This is a genomic window from Lacrimispora xylanisolvens (assembly GCF_002934545.1).
GTDB classification, from domain to species: Bacteria; Bacillota; Clostridia; order Lachnospirales; family Lachnospiraceae; genus Lacrimispora; species Lacrimispora xylanisolvens.
In genome coordinates this window covers 101,432-125,719 of record NZ_PTJA01000004.1, presented here as the reverse complement: position 1 = coordinate 125,719, position 24,288 = coordinate 101,432, and the positions used below count along the sequence as shown (strand labels likewise).

Below are 24,288 nucleotides of genomic sequence, written 5' to 3'. Positions count from 1 at the left end.
CTTCCTCTGGCTGTTTTGCAAGCCCTAAAAAACACTTGCGGAATTCGACAGAATATGAGAAAATGGTATCAAGTATGATGTGATATAATTAACAAAGTACTTTTCATGATGATTACTTATTTGAAAGGAGTTTTAACATGATTTATTCACATGAAGTAGAAGAGATGTGCACAGTAGCACAGGGCGTTCATCACGGCGCTGCTCCAATCCCAGAAGAAGCAAAATGGGTAAAATCAAAAGAAGTTAAAGATATCTCCGGTCTGACACACGGTGTTGGCTGGTGTGCTCCCCAGCAGGGCGCATGCAAGCTGACTCTTAACGTAAAAGAGGGTATTATTCAGGAAGCATTAGTAGAAACAATCGGATGCTCCGGTATGACACACTCCGCTGCTATGGCAGCTGAGATTCTGCCAGGATTAACCGTTTTAGAGGCATTGAATACAGACCTTGTTTGTGATGCCATCAATACAGCGATGAGAGAATTATTCTTACAGATCGCATACGGAAGAACTCAGAGTGCATTCTCAGAAGACGGACTTCCAGTTGGTGCGGGACTGGAAGACTTAGGAAAAGGTCTTCGTTCTCAGGTTGGTACCATGTATGGAACCTTAAAGAAAGGTCCTCGCTATTTGGAAATGGCTGAAGGCTATGTAACCGGCATTGCTCTTGATGCAGAAGATCAGATCATTGGTTATCAGTTCGTAAGTCTTGGTAAGATGACTGACTTCATCAAGAAGGGTGATGATCCCAACACTGCTTGGGAGAAAGCAAAAGGACAGTACGGCCGTGTAGCGGAAGCTGCAAAGATCATTGACCCAAGACACGAATAATCGGTCGGCGAAAGCCTGCCGGTATCCGGTTATGAAAGCGAAGAGATTTGGCCAATAATAAGGAGGACAAGATAATGGCTTTATTTGAATCATATGAGAGAAGAATTGACAAAATCAATTCTGTTTTAAACAGCTATGGCATCGCTTCCATTGAAGAAGCGGAAAAGATTACAAAAGATGCAGGTCTGGATGTTTACGAACAGGTGAAGAAGATCCAGCCTATCTGTTTCGAAAATGCTTGTTGGGCTTATACAGTAGGCGCAGCGATCGCAATCAAAAAAGGCTGCAGAAAAGCGGCAGATGCAGCAGCAGCAATTGGTGAAGGTCTTCAGGCTTTCTGTATCCCAGGTTCCGTAGCTGATCAGCGTAATGTAGGTATCGGTCATGGTAATCTTGGAAAGATGCTTCTGGAAGAGGGCACAGACTGCTTCTGTTTCCTTGCTGGACACGAGTCCTTTGCAGCAGCAGAAGGCGCTATCGGTATTGCTGAGAAGGCAAACAAAGTACGTCAGAAACCATTAAGAGTAATCTTAAACGGTTTAGGAAAAGACGCAGCTCAGATCATTTCCAGAATCAATGGATTTACATATGTAGAAACTGAGATGGATTATTACACAGGCGAAGTAAAAGAACTGTTCAGAAAATCCTATTCCGAAGGTTTAAGATCAAAAGTTAACTGCTACGGCGCTAACGACGTAACAGAAGGCGTTGCTATCATGTGGAAGGAAGGCGTTGACGTTTCCATCACTGGTAACTCCACCAACCCAACCAGATTCCAGCATCCGGTAGCAGGAACCTACAAAAAGGAATGTACAGAAAAAGGCAAAAAGTACTTCTCAGTCGCTTCCGGCGGCGGTACAGGACGTACCCTTCACCCAGATAACATGGCAGCAGGTCCAGCTTCCTATGGTATGACAGATACTATGGGACGTATGCACTCTGACGCTCAGTTCGCAGGTTCTTCTTCCGTTCCGGCTCATGTAGAAATGATGGGTCTGATCGGTATGGGTAACAACCCTATGGTTGGAGCCACTGTAGCTGTAGCTGTTGGAATCGAAGAGGCTGCTAACGCAGGTAAATTCTAATGATAAAACCTTGATTTTTCAAGGGAAAATACCATTTGATATAGAAAAGAGGAGTTCGCTTAGGGCGACTCCTCTTTTTATATCTATTTTTCCAGAAGTTTTGAGAGCTTCTGATCAATACTTGCCAGAATTTTTATTATCTGCTTCTCACTATTATCAAAATAGGTGTAGATGCCTATATAAGGATCCTCTTCACAACTCTCACCATAAGTACCATATTGTTTGCATAAATTGTAATTGCTACAATAAGTCTCTGTCACACTAACATTTCCCGAGTTGCAGTCATTAATCAGGTATGGATTTCAATAACCAATTTAGATGGGTTTCACGGTGTTTTAAACGTTCCCGTTTTGATATGGGGATGAATTGTTTGTTAGTGAGAAAGAAACCAAAATTGTTATATTCTTCAATAAAATTCATATTAACCAGATAGCTTTTATGACACCGGAGAAATCCTTCTTTTTTCAATCTCTCTTCCAATTCACTTAATGAAATTGAGCAGGTAATTGTTTTTTGTTTTGTATAAATAATACAGGTTTTATTAAACACCTCAATATAGATAATATCCTTAAGGGGTATATTCATTGTCATATATTCTGAACGTATTTGTATTTTCTTGTAAATAAAATTTATGTTTTTTAAACTTTTATCAAGAGAAGCTTCTAATTCTTTATTTCGAATAGGCTTAAGAAAATATCCATCTGCTTGCATTCGATAAGCTTCTGCTGCATACTGGGGACTGTTGGAAGTAAAGAATATAATACTATCCTGATTCATTTGACGAATTTTAAGACCTATTTCCAAACCATTTTGATCAGTTTCTGATAAGTTAATAAAACAACATGGAAGCTTTTCACTTTGGAAATTTTCATGTTCAAACATATTTTTATGTAATGAATACTCATGTAATGAGAAATCAATCAGACGCTTCTGGAAATATCTTTCTAAAAAAACGATCAAATGATTTCTATCAGTGGTAATTGAATCTAAAATTACAAGTTTCATGATATTCCTCAATTTTTCTAATCCTGATGTAACAAATATACCATAATTATGTTGAATTGCAAATGTTTTTTTGATTTTTACGCCATAATCATGCATTTTGCGACAAAAGTATTGACTGTAATTATATATTATAATAAACTTTACCAGAACTCGGTATAAATATAAAAGTAGTGCCGAGTGAATCAATTAAATTACAAAAGAGGGAGTGGAAGTCATGAAAAAAAGGTTATCAATTTTACTTGCAATTTTAATGGTGCTTGGTGCTATGCTGGTAGGCTGCGGAGCAAAAAATGATTCTGTCTACGTAGGAACAACCTGGACTTTAAATTCAGTGGAAGCTGAGGGAATCGTACTTGAAGGGGAACTGTTAGCGAGTGCTATGGATGCTGCAACCATTAAATTTGATGCAAAAAAGGTAACACTTAATTTTGGAACTGAAAATGGAGAGGGTACCTGGTCAGAAAAGGACAATGTTATTACAATAAAGTCTGACGGAGAGACCATTGAATGTCCGATCACAGATTCGAAACTGCTTTTCGAGCTGGAAGGCACGAAGATGTATTTCGTAAAAGATGAAAAAGCTGAAAAATAAGATTATATAAGTATAGAATTGCAACGCTCTCTGACAGATAGAGGGCGTTTTTTTTACGTGTGCCCCGCAGGCACACATCTATGAGCGTAGGTCCTGAATTGTGTGATTCGTCCATTAGCAGACCGAGTACTAGACATAAATAAAGATAAAACACGAAATAAGGTAATACTTCTTTTCTATTTGTTTAATAAGTAATGTCTCGATTACCAAAGTAGATGCCTTTTTTTATTGGAGATATTATAAAGCCAATAATTATACCGAACAAGAAAGCTGTAAATGGACTTAGAGGGTGAAACAGAATTTTAAAAGAGTTCTTCACAAATACGTCCTTTCTATCAAGTGCAGAAAATACACACGCTTGTACAATAAGTAATAGTATAATTATAAATCTGGAAACACGATTTTGCAAGAGGCGCATTAATAGGGAGCAACCAAGTGAATACCTGGTTCTCCCTTTTGCACTTATTGCTCCTCATCAATCCCCATACACCGTTTATACCGTGCATCAGCCTCCTGCCAGTTAACCACATGGAACCAGTCTTCGATGTATGCAGCCCGGTCATTAAAACGCTGCAGAAAATAGGCATGCTCCCAGACATCCATGCCGGAGATCACACAAAATCCAAATGAGATTGGAGTATTCTGGTTCGGGGTGGTTACGATTGATAGAGTTCCATTCTGGTCGACAACCAGCCATGCATACCCGGAACCGAAAACAGATAGTGCTTTTCTTTTATATTCATTAAAAAAATCCTCTATTGTTCCGAAATCCCTTAATATAATTGGATATAGTGTTTCGGCCTGTGAACGCTCCTGGGAATTAATCATGCCATTGAAATAGATAATATGATTGTAAACGCCGCCGCCGTAGTTGATAATAGATTGTCGGATCTCTTCCGGAAGGCTTTCCGTATTTGTAAGAAGCTGTTCCAAAGAAAGATTCTGCAGCTCCGGATAATCACGCAGGATGGTGTTTAGTTCCACTACATATCTCTGAAGCTGTCTGTCGTGGTGAATGTACATGGTCTGAGTGTCGATATAAGGTTCAAGTGAGTCGTATGCATAGGGAAGCGGTGGATTCACAAATGGATAATGTTCGTTCATGGGCAGATTTTTCCTTTTGCATTTTTGTATATATATATTCCAAAGCCATTGAGATATGATGGATAAGCAAGGAATAAAAAAATAGTGTGCTGGTGGAAAATCTGTTGTATAATAACAAAAGATGAGAAGCAGAAAAAGTGGAAAAAGGAGAGGTGCAGCTATGTGCGGAGTGTGTGACCGGATACAGCTTATTAAAGAAGGCAGAAATCCGTATTTTGTAAAGGAATTGGAGACAGGATATGTAGTGCTGGGGGATCACCAGAGATTTCAGGGTTATACTGTTTTTTTGTGTAAGGAACATGCGTCGGAGCTTCATTTTCTGGAAAAGGAATTTAAAAACCGTTTTTTGCAGGAGATGGCTTTGACTGCAGAGGCAGTTTACCGGGCTTTTGGGCCAGATAAACTGAATTATGAATTATTGGGAAGCGGTAATTTCACACATATGCACTGGCATTTCTATCCCAGAACCGTTGGCGATACACCAGCTCCTGGTCCTGTCTGGAAGCTGCCGGTGGAGGAACTTTATAATGATAAGTACCTGCCGGGAGATGAAACCCTCTTCCTTATGAAAGAAAAACTCAATGAGGAACTGGAGAAACTTCTGGCTCAGCAGGACTAATCTTATCATTAAGAATCTGGCTATAGATTTTTCCTATAGCCAGATCATAGTTATAAATATTAACACAGGATAAAAAAATCCAGTATAATACCACTTAACAAGAACATGCGAAACAGCATTTTACCCCACAGGAGGATACGAATATGAGCAAGAAGACCAGAGGAGAAAGAAATCTTAAATTTGAGACATTGCAGTTACACGTTGGCCAGGAGCAGGCAGATTCCGTGACAGATGCCAGAGCAGTACCTATTTATCAGAGCTCTTCCTATGTGTTCCATAACAGTGACCATGCTGCTGCAAGATTTAATTTAACAGATGCAGGGAATATTTATGGCAGACTGACCAATCCCACCCAGGATGTGTTTGAACGGAGAATTGCAGCATTAGAAGGCGGTGTGGCAGCACTGGCTACGGCTTCCGGAGCGGCAGCAGTAACTTATTCCATCGAAAACCTTGCAAAGAACGGAGATCACGTAGTCGCAGCAAAGAATATCTATGGAGGCACTTACAACCTGCTGGAGCATACACTTCCTGATTATGGTATTACCACTACCTTTGTGGATCCATTTAATTATGAAGAAGTAGAGAATGCCATTCAGGAAAATACCAAGCTGATTTTTATTGAAACCCTGGGAAACCCCAATTCCGATGTGGTGGATATTGAACAGTTCGCAAAGATTGCACACGCACATAAAATTCCGCTTGTTGTAGACAATACATTTGCAACCCCTTACCTGGTAAGACCTATCGAATATGGTGCTGATATCGTGGTACATTCTGCTACAAAATACATTGGCGGACATGGAACCAGCATTGGTGGTGTAATTGTAGATGGCGGAAAATTTGACTGGGAGGCATCAGGAAAATTTTCTTCACTCACAGATCCAAACCCAAGTTACCATGGGGTCAGCTTCACAAAGGCAGCCGGTCCTGCTGCTTACGTGACTAAGATCCGGGCGATTTTACTTCGTGATACAGGAGCCTGCTTATCCCCAATTCATGCATTTATCTTTTTACAGGGACTTGAGACCTTATCCTTAAGAGTGGAGCGCCATGTTGAGAATGCGCTGAAAGTTGTGGAATATTTGAAAAATCATCCCCAGGTTGAAAAAGTTCATCATCCATCCATTTCCGATGATGAGAGTCAAAAGGAATTATATGCCAAATATTTCCCCAATGGAGGCGGTTCCATCTTCACCTTCGAAATCAAGGGAGATGCAAGAAAAGCGAAGGATTTTATTGATCAGCTGGAATTATTCTCTCTTCTTGCAAATGTTGCAGATGTGAAGTCTCTGGTGATTCATCCTGCATCAACCACTCATTCACAGATGACTGAAGAGGAACTTGAAAATTCCGGAATTAAGCCCAACACCATCCGTCTTTCAATCGGAACAGAACATGCATCTGACATTATTGAAGACCTGGAAGAAGCATTTCAGGCGGTTAAATAACTGAATCAGATTATATGCAGGCTGCCATAGGTTCTATGGCAGCTTTTGCGCAGGCAGAATAAAAGGAGGACTTATGACATTACAGCAGCTTCGTTATGCCATTTGCATTGCAAATCAGAAATCCATGAATAAAGCGGCGGCGGAGTTATTTATTACCCAGCCCAGTTTATCCAGTACAATAAGGGATTTAGAAGAAGAAATAGGTCTTCAGCTGTTTTTACGGTCTAACCGGGGAATTGTAATTACGCCGGAAGGGGAAGAATTTTTAGGATACGCAAGACAGATGCTGGAGCAGTACCGTCAGATGGAAGAACGGTTTGTGAAAAAAGAAAAATTCAAGAAAAAATTCAGTGTCTCCATGCAGCATTATACCTTTGCAGTGCAGGCATTTATTCATATGGCAAAAGAATTCGGAATGGATGATTATGAATTTGCGGTTCACGAAACCAGAACATACGACGTAATTGAGTATGTAAAGAATCAGAAGAGTGAACTGGGCATTCTTTATCTCAATGAATTTAATCAGAAATCAATGGAAAAGCTGATTCATGACAGCGATCTTGAATTTACAGAGCTGTTCCAGTGCAAGATTTATGTATATCTCTGGAAAGGAAGTCCTTTGGCACAAAAGAAACTGATTGAATTTGAGGATTTAAAAAATTATCCCTGTCTTTCGTTTGAACAGGGAACGAACAATGCGTTTTATCTTGCAGAAGAAGTATTCAGTACCTATGAATACAAGCAGATCATTAAGGCAGATGACAGAGCCACACTGCTGAATTTAATGGTGGGGTTAAACGGGTATACCCTTTGTTCCGGGATTATATGTGAGGATTTGAATGGGGATGAATACTGTGCCATTCCTCTTAATACCAGCGACCGGATGCGGATTGGTTACATTAAAAAGAGAAAAATGCCCCTCAGTATTCTGGGAGAAAAATATATAGCGGAATTGAAAAAATTTGAGAAACAGGTTCTGTAAGAATAAGAAGTAAGTTTGCTGTTGTTATAGAAATTATAAATAGCAGGCTATTGTTTTTCAATCATACCGCTACTGTCTGTGGGGCTGATATACTGTTATTTAAGAATCACGATAAAGAATAGAAAGCGGTGACTTAACATGGAATATGGAATTTCAACAAAATGTTTATATGGTGATGGGAAAGAACTTACGGTGGATCAATCAGGAGCAATCAGCTTCCCCATTTATCAGACTGCCACATTTGCCCATAAAGGAGTAGGGGAAGGGACCGGATACGATTACAGCCGTCTGCAAAACCCAACCAGAGAGCATTTGGAAAATATAGTAGCCTCTTTGGAAGGCGGCATCGATGCTCTGGCATTTTCCAGCGGAATGGCAGCAATTACAGCACTTATGGAACTGTTTGCGCCGGGTGACCACATTATTACAGACTGTGACTTATACGGAGGCAGCATCCGGCTGTTTGACAACATCAGCAAGAAAAACGGCATCGTAATTGATTCCGTAGACTGCTCCGGTTCCTCTTACGAGAAAGTGGAAGAACTGATCAGTGAAAGCACAAAAGCTGTTTTTGTTGAAACCCCTACCAATCCCATGATGAATGTAACCGACATTGAAGAGCTTGCTAAAATCACCAAAAAGCATGGGATTCTTTTGATTGTGGATAATACATTTATGTCTCCCTACTTCCAGAATCCGTTAAAACTGGGCGCAGACCTGGTGGTACACAGCGGAACCAAGTACCTGGGAGGACATAACGATACCATAGCTGGATTTCTTGTTACTTCATCAGCAGAAATAGCAGAAAGACTGCGGTTTATCATAAAAACAGTAGGTTCCGGTCTGGCTCCCTTTGACAGCTGGCTTATTTTACGGGGAATCAAGACACTGGCGATTCGTATGAACCAGGCAGAGAAGAATGCTAAAAATCTGGTGGACTGGCTTAAAAACGAGAAAAAAGTTAACAAGATCTATTATCCTGGTCTTACAGACCATCCCGGACACGAAGTCTGTAAAAAGCAGGCGAGAGGCTTTGGCTGTATGGTAACCTTTGAGGTGGAGTCAAAGGAACTTGCCCATAGTATACTAAAGAATGTGTGTCTCATCCGGTTTGCAGAGAGTCTTGGCGGTGTGGAAACACTGATCACATATCCCATCACTCAGACACATGCAGATGTGCCTGCAGATGTACTGGCTGCCAATGGAATCACAGACCGGATTTTAAGGCTATCGGTGGGAATCGAGGATGTACAGGATTTAATAAATGAATTGGAGCGGGTATTTCATGAGTAAAGAACGAATTGATTTTGATGAACGGATAGACAGAAAAAATACAAGCTGTATCAAATACGACTTTGCAGTTCAAAGGGGAAAACCAGAAGGGATCCTGCCGCTCTGGGTAGCAGATATGGATTTCAAAGCACCCCAGCCTGTGCTTGATGCATTAAAAGACCGTGTGGAACATGGGATTTTCGGCTACAGTGAGGGGAAAGAGGAGTACTTTGAGGCAGTGCAGGACTGGATGGGTCGCCGTCATGGCTGGGCAGTTGAGAGAAAATGGCTGGTTAAAACACCAGGTGTGGTTTTCGCACTTGCCATGGCAGTGAAAGCATACACAAAACCGGGAGACGGTGTCATGATTCAGCAGCCTGTTTATTATCCCTTTAGTGAAGTGATAGAAGATAACGACAGAAAGATCATTGATAATACCTTATATCTGGGTGAAGATGGGATCTATCATATGGATCTTGAAGATTTTGAAAAAAAGGCAGTTGAAAATCAGGTAAAACTGTATTTCCTTTGCAGTCCTCATAATCCGGTGGGAAGAGTATGGACAAGAGAAGAGCTGACTCAGCTTGGTGAGATCTGTGAGCGTCTGGATATCATTGTTGTCAGCGATGAGATTCATCAGGACTTTGTGTTTAAGGGAAAACATCAGGTGTTTGCAGCAATTAATGAGAAGCTTAAGAACAGAACCATTACCTGCACCGCTCCAAGTAAGACGTTTAATGTGGCGGGACTGCAGATTTCCAATATTTTTATTTCCAATCCGGAATTAAAACGTAAGTTTAAAAAAGAAATTGCAGCTGCCGGATACAGCCAGTTAAATGCATTAGGATTAACTGCCTGCGAGGCCGCATACCGGTATGGAGAAGACTGGCATGACCAGCTGATGGAGTATTTAAAAGAAAATATAAACCTTGTACGTACTTATCTGACGGACAATTTACCGCAGATTAAACTGATTGAGCCGGATGGGACTTATCTCATATGGCTGGATTTCAGGGCATTAGGCTTAAGTGAACAGGAACGGGAAGAGCTGATTGTAAAAAAGGCTGGTTTGTGGCTGGACAGCGGCGCCATGTTCGGTTCCATAGGAGAAGGTTTTGAACGGATTAACATCGCATGTCCCCGATCGATTATCATGGAAGCATTGGATCAATTAAAAACAGCGGTTAAAAATTTATAGAATCTTTGAAAAAAGGTATTGACACTTTTCGCATTCTGCATTAATATAATTATAACATATAAACATATTAATGTTGTAGGTAGAAAGGTGGCAGTTCCATATGAAAAATAACAGAGATCAGAAAAACCGTAAGTGGAATCAGTATATATGTTGTTGCCAGGCTGTTTGTTATAGAAAAAAAACAGTTTCATTGGATTGCTCTTTCTAATGCCTGGCAGCATCGGATATGGGGGTATTTATTTATCCCATAAAAGATGAAAGCAGGTGCCTTAGAAGCAGCTGCTTCTTTATAATTTAAAAACAATAATAATGAAACAATAAAATGATAATATGGAGGATAAGGATATGGGATCAATTAAAGAAAGTGCAGTAGAACTTATTGGAGGAACACCGATACTGAAAATCAGCCGCTACAGTGCAGCGGAGGGAGTAGAAGGGGTTACACTTCTGGCAAAGCTGGAATATTTAAATCCAGCCGGATCCGTAAAGGATCGTATTGCTTTAGCGATGATTGAAGATGCAGAGGAAAAAGGAATTTTAAAACCAGGGGCGACTATCATCGAACCAACTTCCGGTAACACAGGAATCGGTCTTGCAGCTGTAGCAGCAGCAAAGGGATACAAAACAATCCTGACTCTTCCCGATACCATGAGCGTGGAACGAAGAAATCTCTTAAAGGCCTATGGCGCAGAACTGGTTCTCACAGAAGGTGCCAAGGGTATGAAAGGTGCTATAGAAAAAGCAGATGAATTAAAGGATACCATTGAAGGTTCCGTGATATTAGGACAGTTCGTAAATCCTGCCAACCCAAAAGTGCATAAAGAGACAACCGGACCGGAGATCTGGGAACAGACGGACGGAACCGTTGATATCTTTATTGCAGGTGTAGGTACAGGCGGAACTGTAACAGGTGTTGGAGCCTATTTAAAGGAAAAAAATCCCAATGTGCAGATCGTGGCAGTGGAGCCGGCAAGCAGCCCTGTACTTAGCGGAGGCAAACCAGGGCCTCATAAGATTCAGGGAATTGGAGCCGGATTTGTACCGGAGGTATTAAATACTGCAATCTATGATGAAGTAATTACCGTTGAAAATGAAGATGCATTTAAAGAAGGCAAGTCATTTGCAGTCACAGAAGGAATTCTGGTTGGTATTTCATCCGGAGCTGCATTAAAGGCAGCAAAGCTTGTTGCGGAAAGACCTGAAAACAAGGGAAAGACCATTGTTGTATTACTTCCTGATTCCGGTGACCGGTATTTATCAACACCATTATTCGCATAAAATATAATAAAATTACCATGTTAAAAAAACGGCTGGTTATAAGATATTCTTATTGCCAGTTGTTTTTTATACATATTACCTATTAACATACAATTGTGGTATGATATTCACACGAAGCAAGACGAAGCAGGAAAGAAGGGAAAAAAGTATGGCGATAGAAGATAAATTTGGTAAGGTAGCAACCAGTGAGGATGCACATGAAGTATCGGAAACAGGCGCTTTTGTAAGACAGGATAATTATTTTATCACACCTTTTGGCAGTGGGGAAGGTGAACTTCCGGTTGAAGCCGGCAGATACCGGTTGATCTGGACACCCCTTTGTCCCTGGGCCACAAGACAGATCATCGCACTGAAGCTTTTGGGTCTGGAAGATGTAATCAGTGTTGGAACCGTCAGTCCGGTCAGGACAGAGAATGGCTGGGAATTTTCGTTAGATGAGGGAAATGTGGATCCAGTTCTTAAAATTCGTTATCTGCCTGAGATCTACGCAGCAACCGATCCGGACTACGAAGGAAGAGCAACCGTTCCTACCGTTGTAGATTTAAAAACACGAAAGGTGGTAAACAACGATTATCACCATCTGACTAATTACTGGGAGACTGTATGGAAACCGTTTCATAAGCAGAACGCACCAGATCTTTATCCCGAACATTTAAGAAAAGAAATTGATGAACTGAATGTAATTCTATTTCACGAAATTAATAACGGAGTTTACAAAGCCGGGTTTGCCAAATCTCAGGCAGAGTACGAAAAAGCGTACGATGTTTTGTTTCAGAGACTCGACTGGCTGGAAGAGCGGCTCTCAAAAAGCAGATATTTATTTGGAGATCAGATTACGGATTCCGATATCCGGCTTTATGTAACACTTGCCAGATTTGATACCGCTTACTATTTTGCATTTAAAACCAACAGAAACCGGTTATCAGAATTTGAGAATCTGTGGAATTATGCAAAGGATTTATATTCCATACCGGCATTTAAGGAAGCCACAGATTTTAATTCCATTAAAAAAGGCTACTTACTTGGAAATCATGCACATAACCCATATGGTATTCTTCCCTTAGGACCGGATGTGTCGATCTGGGATGAACCTCATAACAGGAAAGAAAAATTTAAAGCAAAGTAAAAATCGAATTAAAAAGAGGAGAAAAAATTATGAAAAGAGATCGATTAAAAAAAGCGATAGTTGGAGTATTGGGAGCAGCCACCATATTAGGAGCATTATCCGGATGCAGCAATTCACAGAAACCAGCTGAAACCACCACGGCAAAAGCGTCAGAAGAATCAAAGAAAGAGGAAACCAGCTCTGTGGCTGCCCAGTCAGGAAGTGAAACTACTGCAGCGGCAGAACCTGTTACAATTTATGCAGCAACAGGCGGATCCCCTAAACCATTTACCTTTGTAGACAGCAGTAATCAGCTGACTGGCCATAACATTGAACTGATTAAAGCTATATTTGACCGCCTTCCCCAGTATAAACTGGAAATAGAAGTAACCGATTTTCCATCAATTTTTGCAGGACTTGATTCAGACCGTTATCAGATCGGAGTGAATAATTTCGCGAAAAATGAAAAGAGGAAAGAAAAATATTTATTTACAGATCCTATTTTCGCTAATGAGTACGTGGCAATTTTTGCAAAAGACAATAAAAAGGCGGAGAGTATTAACACCTGGGAAGATCTTTCCGGATTAAAAACCATATCACAATCCGGAATTAACATTACAACTGCTTTGGAGAACTACAATGCAGCAAATCCTCAGAAAGCCATTAACATCGAGTATAGCGACGAGGATCTGGTTCTTCAGATTCAGGATGTGGAAGCTGGAAAATATGATTTTGTATTAATGGATAAACCGATGTTTGAATATTACGAGAAAGAATTTAATTTTAATGTGACTGGTGTCTCTATCAGCAGTGATGTAGCAAAGGATTTAATGGAAGAGCCTTACAGCTACTTAATTGTAAGCAAGGGAAATGAAAAGCTGGTTGAAGATCTGAATCAGGCATTAAAAGAAGTGATCGAAGACGGAACCTCTAAGGAAATCAACTTGAAATGGTTCGGTTCCGACTATTCTCCTTCTTATAAATAAAAACCCATGGCTGGAGGCACAAGATGAGCAAAATATTTGATTGGCAGCTGGTATTTACAGAGATCCCCTTATTATTAAAATATTTACCGGTAACCATACAGCTGACGCTGATTGCGTTAATTATTGGCTGGGTGGCAGGACTCTTCATTGCTATTGTAAAGATACATCGCATACCGGTATTACAGCAGCTTTGTACCCTGTTTGTTTCAGTGGTCAGAGGAACTCCTATTATCGTTCAGCTGTACTTAACGTACTTTGGAATACCCATTTTCTTAAAATATTACAATTTTTATAATGGAACATCCTATAACGTCAATGGGATCCCGCCGATTATTTTTGCAATCGTAGCACTTGGGTTAAACCAGTCAGCATTTGATTCAGAAACCATTCGTGCCGCCATACAGTCTGTAGAAAAAGGTCAGGTGGAGGCAGCCAAGTCATTAGGAATGAATGGGCTGCAGATTTTCTATCGGGTTCTTCTTCCCCAGGCTGTAACGGTGGCAATCCCTTCTCTTGGAAACTCCCTTATCGGACTCGTAAAGGGCACTTCGCTGGCCTTTACCTGTTCGGTTGTGGAAATCACAGCACAGGGCAAAATCCTGGCAGGAAACAGCTATCGTTACTTTGAAGTATACTGTTCCCTCGCTATCATTTACTGGGTTATTACCATTTTTATTGAACGCCTCTTTACTTACATAGAAAAGAAGATGAGCGTTCCGGAACAGATTGCAGAGAAAAAGGAGGCATAGAAGATGAGTGTGGTTGAAATTCGCGGACTGTGCAAAAAGTATGGCAGCAATGTGGTTTTAGATCATGTGGATCTGGATATTGAAGAAGGTGACGTTGTGGCAATTATCGGGCCTTCCGGAACTGGGAAATCCACGCTTCTGCGCTCCATTAATCTGCTGGAGAAGCCGGAGGAGGGAACAATACGGATTAATAATAAAGAAATTAATTTAACTACCCGGTCCGCAAAAGAAAAGCTGGAGTTAAGGCGTTATACAGAGATGGTGTTTCAGCAGTTCAACCTTTTTAAAAACCGGACCGCACTGGAAAATGTGATGGAAGGCTTAACTGTGGTAAAAAAGATAAAGAAGAGCGAAGCAAAGAGGATTGCTGAGAAACAGCTTGAAAAAGTGGGAATGGGCGACCGGCTTACCCATTACCCCAGGCATTTATCAGGGGGTCAGCAGCAGCGGGTGGCAATTGCAAGAGCACTTGCTATGGAGCCCAAACTGCTTTTGATGGATGAACCTACATCAGCATTAGACCCGGAGCTGGTCAGTGAAGTTCTGGTCACAATTAAAAAGGCGGCTACCGAAGGCAATACCATACTTTTAGTAACCCATGAAATGAATTTCGTAAAGAATGTGGCTAACCGCATTATCTTTTTAGAAAACGGAAAAATTGTGGCAGACGGCACTCCAAAACAGATTTTTGACAATCCGGACAATGAGCGGTTAAAGGAATTTCTGGTGAAAATCCATATGCTGGAAAACACGGAATATGCAATATAAGGAGGCGGACGGTTTGGCTGAAGGTGTTGAAATTTTTGAAAACACGTTTCGCCATCAGATTCAGTCAGATGGTGAAATAACAATACAGGAAAATTTTTTTCGAGACAAATTTGGCGATAAAGAGGGAGAATGGCCGGTGGAACCAGACCGGTATCGACTCCTGTGGATGCCAGCCTGTCCCCATGCACATAAAGTGGTGATTGCAAGAAGACTGCTTGGACTTGATCGTGTGATCAGCCTGGGAACAACAGGAATCTACAGAGATCCCAAAGGCTGGGTATTTACTGAAGATCCGGGTGAAAAAGATCCTGTTTTAGGCATTCATTATTTAAAAGAACTATATGACAGGGATGCGCCTGGAGGAGATTATAAGGAAAGACCAACGGTACCAATTCTGGCAGATACCTTTACAGGACGGGGAGTGAATAATGATCATTTCTGGATTCCTGTTTATTTTGAAACGGCATGGAAACCATACCATAAGAAATCAGCACCGGAGCTGTATCCGGCAGATTTAAGAGAAGAAATCGACCAGTGGAACCATTTTATCTTTCATAGGATCAATAACGGTGTTTATGACATTGGATTTGCACGGTCTCAGGCTGCATATGAAACGGCGTACCATCTGTTTTTTGAAGCAATGGATATTTTAGATAAAAGGTTGGAAAGCAGGCGGTTTTTATTGGGAGATTATATTACTGATTCCGACATCAGGCTGTATCCCACCCTTGCCAGATTTGATGTAGTATATCATCAGGTTTTTAAAGCAAACAAAAAAAGACTGACAGATTATAAAAATCTGTGGTCTTATGCCAGAGATTTATATCATGTTCCTGAAATTAAAGAAAGTACATATTTTGATATTTATAAAAGACATTATCAGCTTTCTCCCCATTTAAAACCGTTGTGGGGAAATGTGCATTCCATTGTGGCGAAGGGACCAGATGTAAGTGGCTGGGAGCTTCAGGCTGATAGAGAATTTTTAAGCAGGAATCCCAAAGAGAAGTTCCTGCTTCAGGAGGAGCAGCATGTCTGAGATTACATTTAAAACAACAAAAGAAAATATCAACTGGCAGGAGGTTTCCGATGTTCTGCGCCGTTCTGGTTTATCGGATCACACCGCAGAAGAACAGGAGACTATTTTCACAAACAGCTATGCAGTGGTCTTTGTCTATCACGAAGAAAAGATAATAGGCGTTGGAAGAGCGCTGTCTGACGGTGTCTGTCAGGCAGCTATTTATAATATCGCACTTGACGATGAATTTCAGGGACAGGGAATAGGAAGAACCCTGATTACAAAACTGCTTGATCAGGTAAGGGGTCAGAATATTATTCTCTATACCCATCCAAGAACAGTGGCTCTTTATGAAAAAATGGGATTCAGAAGAAATAAGACTGCGATGTGCATCTTCAGCGGAACAGAAGATTCTTTAAAATGGATGGAGAATCAGGGATTTATGCTGCCTCAGACATTCCGGTTTGCAGATGAGTATGGCAGAGAAGATATGAAACATAAATAAATCCTGATTGATGGGATTTAAGGGAAGAATAAAAGAAAGAGGGAATCGGAATGTCAGAAAAGTTTATTAAAGAAGAAGTCCAGCAGGATGGAACATTTAAACGCCAGAAAAACCGTTTTACAACTCCTTTTGGTACAGAGGAGGGAAATCTTCCGGTGGAAGCGGGACGCTACCGTCTGATCTGGTCACCTGCCTGCCCATGGGCACACAGGTCTGTCATCGTAAGAAGGCTTCTGGGACTGGAAGATGTGATAAGCCTTGGAACTCTTGATCCGGTCAGACCGGATGTGGGGAGAACGGACTGGGCGTTTACATTAGATGAGGGTGGAAAAGATCCGGTGCTGGGAATCCGGTATTTAAGTGAGGCTTATCTAAAAGCAGATGAAAATTACAGCGGAAGATTTACCGTACCTGCAGTCGTTGATTTAACAACCGGGCAGGTGGTAAATAACGACTACTTTAACCTGACAAAATACTGGGAAGTGGAATGGAAGAAGTATCATAAGCCAGGTGCGCCTGATTTATATCCGGAAAATCTGCGCAGGGAAATCGACGAATTAAATGAGATTCTATACCATGAAATTAATAACGGAGTCTATAAGGCAGGTTTTGCAAGAAGTCAGGAAGCTTACAACGAGGCTTATAATCTGGTGTTCTCCCGCCTGGACTGGCTGGAGGAAAGGCTTGGTAAAAGCCGTTACCTTTTTGGAGACAGCATTACAGAATCCGATGTGCGCCTTTACGTAACTCTGGCACGCTTTGACAGTGCATATTATAATGGCTTTCAGTTAAACCGCAGCCGTATTACCGATTTTAAAAATCTCTGGGGCTATGTAAGAGATCTGTATTCGTTACCTGAATTTAAGGAAACGACTGATTTTGAAGCAATTAAGAAGCATTATCATTTGTGTGCGGTGGCTGGTAATCCATATAAAATCGTACCAAAGGGTCCGGATCTAACTTCATGGAATACGCCTCATGGCAGAGACAAAATCCAGTTTCATACAGGGAGCAGCCCAGTACCAAGACCCAGGCCAAAAGAGATCGAGAATGAAATCGATGAAAGAGGAGCCTTTATCCGCCAGCCCAATCACTTTACAACACCATTTGGAGAGGCAGAAGGAGAGTTAAAGGCAGAGAGGGGACGGTACCGGCTGTTTTGGGCAAAAGGCTGCCACTGGTCTAACCGGGCGTCTATCGTAAGAGAGCTGCTGGGTCTGGAAGAGGCGATTGGAATTAATCTTGTGGGGCACAGCAAAGAAAATAGTGCATATGGATGGGAATTCGTGTATAATGAGGACAGAAAAGATCCTGTTTTAAAAGCACAGTTTTTAAGCGAGTTTTATTACAATGCTGATCCTGATTACAAAGGTCGCTGCACCGTTCCGGCTCTGGTAGATATTACCACAAAAAAGGTAGTAAATAATGATTATCACAGGCTGACGAATTATTTCGAAACAGCATTCCGTCCGTTTCAGGCGGTTGATGCACCGGATCTTTATCCGGTTGAGTTAAGAAGTGAGATCGATGCCTATAATGACTGGCTGTTTCCAAATGTCAATAATGCCACTTACCGCATGATGTTTGCTCAGTCGATCACAGCCTATGAAGAGGCTTTTGACGATTTTTACCGTGCCATGGATCAGATTGAGGAACGGCTGTCTGCCAGCCGGTTTTTATTCGGAGATTATGTAACAGACAGTGATGTCAGACTTTTTGTAACGCTGGCAAGGTTTGATACCCATTACTACAGAAACCTTGGTCCCATTAAACGCAGAGTGGTGGACTATGAAAACATATGGGGATACTTAAAAGATTTATATGTGATCCCTGCATTTCGGAATAATACCTATTTCCGCGATATTGCGGCATCGAGATCAGATAACAAATCTCTTTTCCAGGATTTTAATTCCCGCTTTGTGGATCAGATTGATTACGAAGGCATCTGGTCAGCCCCGCAGAACAGAAAACAGTTAAGTAAAACTCCAGAAGAAAAGTTTAAAAGACAGGAATCAGTGACTAAATAATTCCAGGCAGGTGATTGAATGATTAACAGAAGCAGGCTGGTCAGCCAGTTTAAACGAATGGTGGAATTTGATTCAGAGACGTATCATGAGAGAGAAATTGCAGATTATCTGATTGAAGAGATGAAACAGCTGGGATTTGCCGTGAAAGAAGATGATGCTGGTATTCGTCTGAAAGAACGGATAGCAGGTTATGGAGATGCAATTCCAACAGGTAATCTCTACGGTTATTTAAAAGGCAATACGGCTGGAGAACCGGTTCTTTTATCCGCTCATATGGATACGGTGAGACCCGGAATTGGGAAGCATGCCACAGAGGATGAAAACGGTGTGATTACTTCTGAAGGAGAGACGGTTCTGGGAGCAGACGATCTTTCCGGAATTGCAGCCATATTGGAGGCAGTCCGCAGTATGAAGGAGCAAGATATTCCCCATTCGGATATTGAAGTTTTGTTCCCTGTGGCAGAAGAAAATTACGGAAAAGGCAGCCAGCTTGCGGACTATTCGACCATCCATTCCAAACAGGCATACGTGTTTGACTTAAGCGGTGAGATCGGCAATGCAGCGTTGGCAGCGCCTACCCTTCTGTCCTTTGAAATCAAAGTAAAGGGAAAAAATGCCCACGCCGGTTTCTGCCCCCAGCTTGGAATCAATGCCATAGAGATTGCAGCAACCGCCATATCCCGCATCAGGCAGGGGTGGGCTGACGAAGAGACTACGGTTAACATCGGAAAGATAAGCGGAGGAAAGCAGGGAAATATTGTTGCGGATGAGTGTATTTTAATTGGTGAGATTCGCAGCCTTAAGGATGACCGTGCTATGGAAGAATGGGAAAAGCTGAAAAAAGTCTTTGAAGAAGCTGCGGGCTGCCGCGGGGGAAGCATAGAAGTTACCTTTGAAAAGCAGATCGAGGCTTATGAAATCCATGAGGATGAAGAAGTGGTAAAGCGCTTTAGAAGGGTCTGCGATGACATTGGCGTAGAGGCCATCACCCATAAAACACTGGGCGGCAGCGATAACAACCATTTTGTACGCAACGGAATCAGGGGCATTGTGGTCGCCTGCGGTATGAATGAGGTGCATACCACAAGCGAATACACAACAGCAGACCAGTTGGAGAAAAGTGCACTACTGGCTCTGGGCCTTATGACCTGCCAACCCTCATGACGTACCAGCTCTGTCACGAAGTATGAGTTTTGCCAGATAGAACTCATCGTTGTCATCGATGTCGACAGAGTCGAAAGGATTCATAAAATAGGGATAAGTTTTTCCGCTGTAAAAATTACCATAGTTAAGAAAATTGGGGACAGATGTAAGATAGATGGCGCCGTTGATCCGGAAGCCGGATTTTACATCCTGTCTCCTTATTTGTTTTTTTAAGGAATCTGGCGTTTTAAGTTCACCGGTTTCAGCAATTTCCACGGACAGATAACATTTACAGTCATAAGGACAGACACTGATTACAGAATCGGCATGTTTTTCAAACAGCAAATTCATACTTTCCAGGATATGTTCTTCATTTCTCAGGGGAGAGGTAGGCTGAAGCAGCATAAAATAGTCATACTCCTTCCCAAGCTTTTTCATTTCATTTATTGCGTGGAGGATCACATCACCAGAGGCTGCTTCATCACCAGAGAGGTGAGGAGGTCGTAAAAATGGAGCTGAGGCACCAAGTTCTACCGCTGTCTGTTGATAAAGCTTTGAATCGGTAGATACAAGGATATCGTCAAAAAATCCTGCTTTTATGCAGGCATCAATGGTATATCCCATTAATGGCTTCCCATTCATTTCTTTGATATTTTTATCCCTGATGCCCTTTGAGCCGTTTCTGGCTGGTATTATTGCAAGAACTCTTTTATTCCGGATCATTACAGTCTCCAATCAATATCATAAAATTCTTTTTCTAAATGAATTCCCTTGTGAAACGCCTCTTTTATGCATGTCAGGATTTTTTGGCTGGTTCCCGGACAATCATAGGGATTTTCGTACTTATGGTTCTTGAGATCCAGATTCATTGCCTGAGTAATTGCATTACGGATGTTTTCGGCGGTTGTACCGCAGCTGATAACAGAATCTGGCTTTATTCTGCCTTTTTGCCGGAGTCCGATATCCACTGTGGGAACATGAAAGGCGGGAGTCTCCAAAATTCCGCTGGAAGAGTTGCCGATAACAAGCCTGCTCAGATTCATCAGACTTAAATACCGAAGGGAACCTAAAGAAGAAATGAATGCCGCCCGCTCCGGATGTTGTCTGGAATAGGATTTCGCCATTTCATTGACCTGAATTCCACCAGTGTCGGCGTTGCTCCCTGTAAACACCGTAAATAGCTCTGGAAAGGAATCCAGAGCGTCTAAAAGCGGCTGAAACTGATTTTTTGCACTGAAAGGATCCAGGGTAGCCGGATGGTATGTGACCAGGGAAAGAGGGGAGGGCAGAGCTGTATGAAGTGATTGTTCCAGCTGCTCTTTTGACAGGAGAGTCAGACTCTTAATCTGTTCTATGCCCAGTGCACCCACGTTAAAAACTCTGTCAGGCGATTCTCCCAGCTGGATCACCCGCTTTCTGTATTCTTCCGTGCTGGTAAAATGAAGATAACTCATTTTAGTGATTCCATGACGCATGCAGTCGTCATAAGCCCCCTGAGTCAGTTCCCCTCCATGTATGTGGGCGATTGGAATCTTGCAGATCACAGCGGCACTTGCTGCCGTAAAAATCTCATAGCGGTCTCCAAGAAGCAGTATCATATGGGGTTTTAACCGTTCAAAGGCCCCGGAAATACCAATCAGCTCCAGTCCCATGGATCTGCAGATGCCATAGGAAGTGTCACTGGCCAGATTCATTTCCACCATTTCGTCAATCACAATTCCGTCCTGTTCCATTGCCTGATAATCAAGTCCGAACCGGGTATCCAGATGAGTTCCCGTAACCAGAAGCTGTAGTTTCAAGTCCTGGTCTTTCATTATATTCCGGATTAATGGAGTCAGCAGACCGTATTCCGCCCGGCTGCCAGTTACCACACATAGTCTGATCATTCCCCTATTTTGTCATCCTTTCCATAGTTTCTGTCTGCAAGAGTGCCAAGAATCTGAGGAAGCTTCATAGGCGATATTCCAGGAGAGCAGCGTTTGGCACAGAGATTATCCATGGTAAATGGTTCTCCCATGGGAATGTCCTTTGCAGCTACCAGAAACTTTCTTACGTGATCCCGGTTTTTCAGTTCGTCTCCTGCAGGAGCTTTTATTCCGTTTCCCATTGCTTTTTCAATATTTCGCACACTATCAGCCATATGCTTAAATTCGTCTGGTTCCAGACTCATCCGGTGATCCGGCCCTGGCATGGTTTTATCAAGAGTCATATGCTTTTCAATGACGCAGGCTCCAAGTGCAGCCGCAGCCACCGCTACCTCGATTCCGGCAGTGTGATCAGAATATCCTGTTTTTTTATGAAACGTCTCTCTCAAGGTAATCATGGCGTTTAAATTTACATCTTCCATGGGTGTTGGATAAATACTGGAACAGTGGAGCAGTGTGATATCCTGTCCGCTCTGGTCCAGAAGCTTTAAAGCATCCTGTATTTCTGCGGGCGTTGACATTCCTGTAGAAAGGATAATTGGTTTTTTAAATGCAGCAGCTTTTTTTAAATAACAATAGTTTGTGATCTCACCGGATGGAATTTTAATGATCTCCATACCTATGCTGTCCAGATACTCCATGCTGTCCTCATCAAAAGGAGAGGACAGAAACCGGATGCCGCGTAACGTGCAGTAGTCGGAGAGAAGCTTAAAATTATTCCAGGATAATTCCAGATCCTTTAACATTTTAAATTGAGAATGATCCGTTCCTGTATTATGAAACTGATAATCTGCTTTTTTTGCTTTGGGAGTAGCTAATAGCTCTGCACGGAAGGTCTGGAATTTCACCGCATCAGCTCCTGCTGCACATGCGGCATCAATTAACTGTCTGGCAATGTTTAAATCCCCATTATGGTTCACTCCGGCCTCGGCTATTATCATAATTTTACTCAAAACGACCAACCTCCCTTGTAGGACTCCCATATACCAGCTTGTTTGAGGAAATGTCAGACAGGACCAGGCTTCCTGCACCGATCATGGAATTACTTCCAATGGTCAGATTCTGAATTACAGTACTTCCAGCACCTATATGGGTATTATCCCCTATTTTTACGTTGCCGCAGAGTGTACAGCCAGGTGCTGTGTGAGCAAAACTTCCAACTGTACAGCCATGTTCCAGAATCGAGCCGCTGTTAATGATACAGCCATTACCAAGGCTCACGCCCGCTCCTATGACTGCTCCTTTTCCTATAAAGATCCCTTCCCCCATATGAAGATCTGTGGGTAGTACAGCACTTTTATCAATAATGCAAGGGAGCTGATAGCCGATAGCCTTACACTCTTCAAAAAGCCGGATTCTTGTCTGTGGATTTCCTACGCTACCGATTGCAATTACCGCATATCGGATCCCTCTGCCATAAATATCTGCAAGAAGTTCATCAGATCCAAGCACCATAATACCGGAGACTGTCATTCCACGGCTTTTGCCGTTGTCTAAGATCCCTTCAATCTGGTATTCTTTTTTTGAACGAATGGTATCAATTACACTCTCCGCATGACCTCCGCCGCCAAGGAGGATGAGTTTCTTTTTCATAGTTTCATTCTCTCAGCCATTTTTTTCATTTCACTGAATTCCCCCATGTCAAGCCATGTGCTGTCCATAACCGGGTAAGCGCCCACTTTTTCGTCATTCTTCATGCACAGGCGGATTAAATCCGGCATGTCAAACGGTGTGTCCGAGGGAATATATTTTAAAATATCTTTTTCCAGTACATAAAGCCCTGTACTGACCAGAAATTCATACTTTGGTTTTTCACTCATGGATTGAATACAGCCGTTTTGGTCTAAGGAGATTACTCCATAAGGAATCTCATAGTTTTTCATTGCTGTCACAACCGTAATCTGATTTTTACTTTTTTGATGGAAAAGAAGGAGCTTTGCATAATTGATATCAACCAGAATATCGCAGTTGCTGACAAAAAAACTTCCGGGAATCTGATCCTTTACAAGAGTCAGGGATCCTGCTGTTCCAAGGGCTTCCTTTTCCTCCACAAAATGAAGATGATAACGCCGATCTCCGTTAAAATATGCTTTAATCAGCTCTTTTCTGTAATTAACGGTTAAATAGAACTCTGTAAATCCATAGGACATCATCTGATTCATGATTCGTTCCACGATTGGGGTATCTCCGATGGGAATTAGTGGTTTTGGAATAATCTTTGTATAAGGGTAAAGCCTGGAACCTTTCCCTCCTGCCATGATTACTACCGGAGTTTTCCTTTTCCTTACAGGCTGCTTCTTTTCAGGCTGCAGTTCATTCCAGAAGACCAGATCAAGGACCTGGCCGCTGTCACTTACCACAGGGAGCCCTTCAATTCGCTTTTCCTTCATGATATTCAGTGCTTTGGAAAGTTCCTCTTCTTTTATAACAATGGGGGAGGGGTTCATGATATGATGCACTGGCATGGACAAATCCTTGTTTTGCAGAATCCACCGGCGGATATCTCCATCTGTTATAACACCTGTCAGCTTTCGATTATTTACAACCAGCAGCATTTTCATAGCCGTCTCATCTAACTGCCGGATTGCATCTCTGATTGGAATGTCCGGCGTAACAAAGAATTTTTCCACGTCCATGCCAATCCCTCCT

At 42.0% G+C, this 24,288-nt stretch carries 24 protein-coding genes; 17 read left to right on the top strand and 7 right to left on the bottom strand.

From position 1 onward, the window contains the following. Positions 1 to 137: 137 nt before the first annotated feature. Complete coding sequence (locus tag BXY41_RS08625; protein ID WP_104436424.1) at positions 138 to 830, top strand: iron-sulfur cluster assembly scaffold protein; 693 nt, start codon at positions 138 to 140, stop codon at positions 828 to 830. Positions 831 to 904: 74 nt separating this feature from the next. Next, complete coding sequence (locus tag BXY41_RS08620; protein ID WP_104436423.1) at positions 905 to 1,915, top strand: GGGtGRT protein; 1,011 nt, start codon at positions 905 to 907, stop codon at positions 1,913 to 1,915. A gap of 285 nt (positions 1,916 to 2,200) precedes the next feature. On the opposite strand, the gene BXY41_RS08615 is transcribed toward BXY41_RS08620, so the two are convergent. After that, positions 2,201 to 2,920: a LytR/AlgR family response regulator transcription factor gene (locus BXY41_RS08615; protein WP_170072290.1), complete on the bottom strand. Its 720-nt coding sequence runs from the start codon at positions 2,918 to 2,920 to the stop codon at positions 2,201 to 2,203. Between the two features lie 214 nt (positions 2,921 to 3,134). Here BXY41_RS08615 and BXY41_RS08610 point away from each other — a divergent pair, with 214 nt between their 5' ends. Beyond that, entirely contained in the window at positions 3,135 to 3,512 is a 378-nt protein-coding gene (locus BXY41_RS08610) for a hypothetical protein (RefSeq protein WP_104436421.1), read from the top strand. Between the two features lie 462 nt (positions 3,513 to 3,974). On the opposite strand, the gene BXY41_RS08605 is transcribed toward BXY41_RS08610, so the two are convergent. Further along, positions 3,975 to 4,616, bottom strand: a complete 642-nt coding sequence (locus BXY41_RS08605; RefSeq protein WP_104436420.1) for a superoxide dismutase — start codon at positions 4,614 to 4,616, stop codon at positions 3,975 to 3,977. Between the two features lie 160 nt (positions 4,617 to 4,776). On the opposite strand from BXY41_RS08605, the gene BXY41_RS08600 reads away from it, so the two are divergent. The 14 genes from BXY41_RS08600 (at position 4,777) to BXY41_RS08530 (ending at position 19,735) form a co-directional block, all read left to right on the top strand. Next, positions 4,777 to 5,235, top strand: coding sequence for an HIT family protein (locus BXY41_RS08600; RefSeq protein ID WP_104436419.1), 459 nt, complete (start codon positions 4,777 to 4,779; stop codon positions 5,233 to 5,235). Positions 5,236 to 5,378: 143 nt separating this feature from the next. Then, the gene (locus tag BXY41_RS08595) at positions 5,379 to 6,686 is read left to right on the top strand and encodes an O-acetylhomoserine aminocarboxypropyltransferase/cysteine synthase family protein (RefSeq protein WP_104436418.1); all 1,308 of its coding nucleotides are present in this window, start codon (positions 5,379 to 5,381) and stop codon (positions 6,684 to 6,686) included. Positions 6,687 to 6,759: 73 nt separating this feature from the next. Next, positions 6,760 to 7,668: a LysR family transcriptional regulator gene (locus BXY41_RS08590; RefSeq protein WP_104436417.1), complete on the top strand. Its 909-nt coding sequence runs from the start codon at positions 6,760 to 6,762 to the stop codon at positions 7,666 to 7,668. 138 nt (positions 7,669 to 7,806) lie between these two features. Beyond that, a complete protein-coding gene (locus BXY41_RS08585; protein WP_104436416.1) occupies positions 7,807 to 8,961 on the top strand; it encodes a trans-sulfuration enzyme family protein in 1,155 nt (384 codons plus the stop codon). After that, entirely contained in the window at positions 8,954 to 10,138 is a 1,185-nt protein-coding gene (locus BXY41_RS08580; RefSeq protein WP_104436415.1) for a MalY/PatB family protein, read from the top strand. Before BXY41_RS08585 ends, BXY41_RS08580 begins: the two co-directional genes overlap by 8 nt. A 345-nt stretch (positions 10,139 to 10,483) precedes the next feature. Next, complete coding sequence (cysK, locus tag BXY41_RS08570; protein ID WP_104436413.1) at positions 10,484 to 11,416, top strand: cysteine synthase A; 933 nt, start codon at positions 10,484 to 10,486, stop codon at positions 11,414 to 11,416. Positions 11,417 to 11,564: 148 nt separating this feature from the next. Then, positions 11,565 to 12,542 carry a glutathione S-transferase family protein gene (locus BXY41_RS08565; protein WP_104436412.1) on the top strand — a complete coding sequence of 326 codons (978 nt, stop codon included), beginning with the start codon at positions 11,565 to 11,567 and terminating at the stop codon, positions 12,540 to 12,542. Positions 12,543 to 12,571: 29 nt separating this feature from the next. Continuing rightward, entirely contained in the window at positions 12,572 to 13,507 is a 936-nt protein-coding gene (locus BXY41_RS08560; protein WP_104436411.1) for a transporter substrate-binding domain-containing protein, read from the top strand. A 23-nt stretch (positions 13,508 to 13,530) separates the two neighbouring features. Further along, a complete protein-coding gene (locus BXY41_RS08555; protein ID WP_104436410.1) occupies positions 13,531 to 14,256 on the top strand; it encodes an amino acid ABC transporter permease in 726 nt (241 codons plus the stop codon). A 9-nt stretch (positions 14,257 to 14,265) separates the two neighbouring features. Then, a complete protein-coding gene (locus tag BXY41_RS08550; protein ID WP_104436769.1) occupies positions 14,266 to 15,024 on the top strand; it encodes an amino acid ABC transporter ATP-binding protein in 759 nt (252 codons plus the stop codon). 13 nt (positions 15,025 to 15,037) lie between these two features. Further along, positions 15,038 to 16,060 (top strand): glutathione S-transferase C-terminal domain-containing protein, encoded by a 1,023-nt coding sequence (locus BXY41_RS08545; RefSeq protein ID WP_242980121.1) that lies wholly within the window; start codon positions 15,038 to 15,040, stop codon positions 16,058 to 16,060. After that, positions 16,053 to 16,544 (top strand): GNAT family N-acetyltransferase, encoded by a 492-nt coding sequence (locus BXY41_RS08540; protein WP_104436408.1) that lies wholly within the window; start codon positions 16,053 to 16,055, stop codon positions 16,542 to 16,544. The genes BXY41_RS08545 and BXY41_RS08540 overlap by 8 nt, the downstream gene beginning before the upstream one ends. Positions 16,545 to 16,594: 50 nt before the next feature. Then, positions 16,595 to 18,571, top strand: coding sequence for a glutathione S-transferase C-terminal domain-containing protein (locus BXY41_RS27135; RefSeq protein ID WP_104436407.1), 1,977 nt, complete (start codon positions 16,595 to 16,597; stop codon positions 18,569 to 18,571). Positions 18,572 to 18,589: 18 nt separating this feature from the next. Next, a complete protein-coding gene (locus BXY41_RS08530) occupies positions 18,590 to 19,735 on the top strand; it encodes a M20/M25/M40 family metallo-hydrolase (RefSeq protein ID WP_242980120.1) in 1,146 nt (381 codons plus the stop codon). On the opposite strand, the gene BXY41_RS08525 is transcribed toward BXY41_RS08530, so the two are convergent. From BXY41_RS08525 to BXY41_RS08505, 5 genes are read right to left on the bottom strand one after another with little or no spacing between them, the layout of a single operon-like run. Beyond that, entirely contained in the window at positions 19,730 to 20,437 is a 708-nt protein-coding gene (locus BXY41_RS08525; RefSeq protein WP_104436406.1) for an acylneuraminate cytidylyltransferase family protein, read from the bottom strand. The two genes, BXY41_RS08530 and BXY41_RS08525, sit on opposite strands and share 6 nt — an antisense overlap. Beyond that, a complete protein-coding gene (gene neuC / locus BXY41_RS08520; protein WP_104436405.1) occupies positions 20,437 to 21,600 on the bottom strand; it encodes a UDP-N-acetylglucosamine 2-epimerase in 1,164 nt (387 codons plus the stop codon). Before neuC ends, BXY41_RS08525 begins: the two co-directional genes overlap by 1 nt. Then, the gene (gene neuB, locus BXY41_RS08515; protein WP_146088562.1) at positions 21,597 to 22,592 is read right to left on the bottom strand and encodes an N-acetylneuraminate synthase; all 996 of its coding nucleotides are present in this window, start codon (positions 22,590 to 22,592) and stop codon (positions 21,597 to 21,599) included. Before neuB ends, neuC begins: the two co-directional genes overlap by 4 nt. Continuing rightward, the gene (locus tag BXY41_RS08510; RefSeq protein WP_104436403.1) at positions 22,585 to 23,232 is read right to left on the bottom strand and encodes an acetyltransferase; all 648 of its coding nucleotides are present in this window, start codon (positions 23,230 to 23,232) and stop codon (positions 22,585 to 22,587) included. The genes neuB and BXY41_RS08510 overlap by 8 nt, the downstream gene beginning before the upstream one ends. Then, the gene (locus BXY41_RS08505) at positions 23,229 to 24,275 is read right to left on the bottom strand and encodes a nucleotidyltransferase family protein (protein ID WP_104436402.1); all 1,047 of its coding nucleotides are present in this window, start codon (positions 24,273 to 24,275) and stop codon (positions 23,229 to 23,231) included. Before BXY41_RS08505 ends, BXY41_RS08510 begins: the two co-directional genes overlap by 4 nt. Positions 24,276 to 24,288 lie beyond the last annotated feature (13 nt).